This is a genomic window from Ruminococcus sp. CAG:57, assembly GCF_000435935.1.
Lineage (GTDB): Bacteria > Bacillota > Clostridia > Oscillospirales > Ruminococcaceae > Hominimerdicola > Hominimerdicola aceti.
The window spans coordinates 92,376-94,419 of the sequence record NZ_FR890793.1; the positions used below are offsets into that span (position 1 = coordinate 92,376).

Consider the following 2,044-nt stretch of genomic DNA (forward strand, 5'->3'; position numbering starts at 1 on the left):
CATTTTTATGATTTCCTTTCATAGTATATTTTAAATTTACATTTTTGTACGCAGTGACGGGTGAATACTGTTCGCCCCTACGTTTTATTATTTCTTAGCTACATTGCCCTTTTTCTTTGAAAGCATAACGTTTGTAAGTATGCCGAGGATAAGAGCTGCGGCAACTTCGGTGAGTGTTATATCACCGAATGTGAGTGTCAGACCGCCGATACCTGCAATGAGGATAACGGACACAACAAAGAGATTTCTGTTATCGTCAAGGTTTGCGTCCTGTATCATTTTAAGACCTGAAACTGCGATAAAGCCGTAAAGAGCGATACAAACGCCACCCATTACGCATGCAGGGATAGAATCAACGAACGCAACAAGCGGAGTGATGAACGAAAACAGCATACAGCCTATTGCTGCCGCAAAGATAGTTATTACAGATGCGTTTCCTGTGATAGCAACGCAGGCAACGGACTCACCGTATGTTGTGTTCGGACAGCCGCCGAACAGTGCGCCCGCGATAGAACCTACACCGTCGCCGAGAAGCGTTCTTGTAAGACCAGGCTCTTCAAGGAGGTCATGGTCGATAATAGAAGAAAGGTTTTTATGGTCAGCAACGTGTTCTGCAAAAACAACAAGTGCAACTGGCACATAGGCTACAAATATAGTTGCAAAATATGTGAAGTCGAACTCTTTAAGACCTTTCAGACCTGAAACAAATGCAAAGTCAGGCAGGCTAACAAATGTTTTCAGTGAAACGCTGCCGTCTGTGAGCATATAGCTGCTGAAAATGCTGAAATCTACTATTTTAAGTGCGTCAATATCACATATATTGCCGATAACAGTGAAGATCGCTGCGGCTGCATAGCCTGCGAGGATACCGATTATAAAAGGTATAAGTCTGAGTGTTTTCTTGCCATATGTTGAGCAAAGCATTACCACTGCAAGGGTGATAAGTCCGCAGATAAGAGCCACATATGACGAGCCTACAGGCACGTTGGATACAGTTTCGATTATCTCAGGTGTGCCGCTGTCGGTGGAGACTGCATACTCTGTTACCTGCTTTGTTACGTCGCCTTTGACGAGGTCGCCGATAGCATTTCCTGCAAGGGAAAGTCCGATTATAGCAACGGTCGGTCCTATTACCACCGCAGGCATGAGCTTATTGAGCCAGCCTACTCCAACAAATTTTACTACTATTGCGATAACGACATATACAAGTCCTGCAAGGAATGCACCGACGATAAGTCCAAGCATACCAAGCTGCATTGAAACGCCGCCTGCAAAAGCCGCCGCCATTGAGCCTAAAAAAGCAAAGGACGAGCCAAGGAACACAGGGCTTTTTCTTTTTGTAAAAAGGATATAAACTATAGTTCCCACACCTGCACCAAACATTGCAGCCGCAGGAGTAAGACCTTTGCCGATAATAAGCGGCACAGCGATGGTCGCCGCAAGGATAGCCAACATCTGCTGAAGTGCGAACACTACCAGTTGACCAGCCTTTGGCTTGTCTGAAACATCAAAAATAAGTTTCAATATAACACCTCATTCATATAAATTTTCTCACGTTTTCCATTTCCGATATAAACAGGAAAACACTTCTTTGCGGTACGTTTTGACACAAACCGCCTTTTTAATTTTAACTTATAACAATATTTTTGTCAATGAGCTAAATGCCGTATTTCAGCAGGATTTTTTGTGCGTAATTGCCCATTTTCTTTGACAAATAAGCCGTTTTGCGTTATAATAGCAATTGATATATTGTATTATGTGAGGTAATGACATGAAAAATTACAGATATGTTCTTTTTGACCTTGACGGCACGCTTACTGAGTCGGGCGAGGGCATAATAAATTCGGCTGTATACGCACTGAAAAAGTTCAGCATAGAGCCTGAGATGAGCACGATGACAAAGTTTCTCGGTCCGCCGCTGAAAGACTCTTTCAGGGATTTTTACGGCTTTGATGATGAAAAATGCGAGCAGGCTGTTAAATACTACCGTGAATACTACACCACCAAGGGCATTTTCGAGAACCGTGTTTACGAGGGAGTGGAA

At 43.3% G+C, this 2,044-nt stretch carries 2 protein-coding genes; one reads left to right on the plus strand and one right to left on the minus strand.

Features of this window, described 5'->3' with window-relative positions; genetic code table 11:
• Nucleotides 1-87: 87 nt before the first annotated feature.
• Nucleotides 88-1,524, minus strand: coding sequence for a uracil-xanthine permease family protein (locus QVO88_RS11760; RefSeq protein ID WP_022288644.1), 1,437 nt, complete (start codon nucleotides 1,522-1,524; stop codon nucleotides 88-90).
• A 247-nt stretch (nucleotides 1,525-1,771) separates the two neighbouring features.
• On the opposite strand from QVO88_RS11760, the gene QVO88_RS11765 reads away from it, so the two are divergent.
• Nucleotides 1,772-2,044: HAD hydrolase-like protein (locus QVO88_RS11765; protein ID WP_288178046.1), on the plus strand; the 273-nt coding region annotated here is incomplete at its 3' end.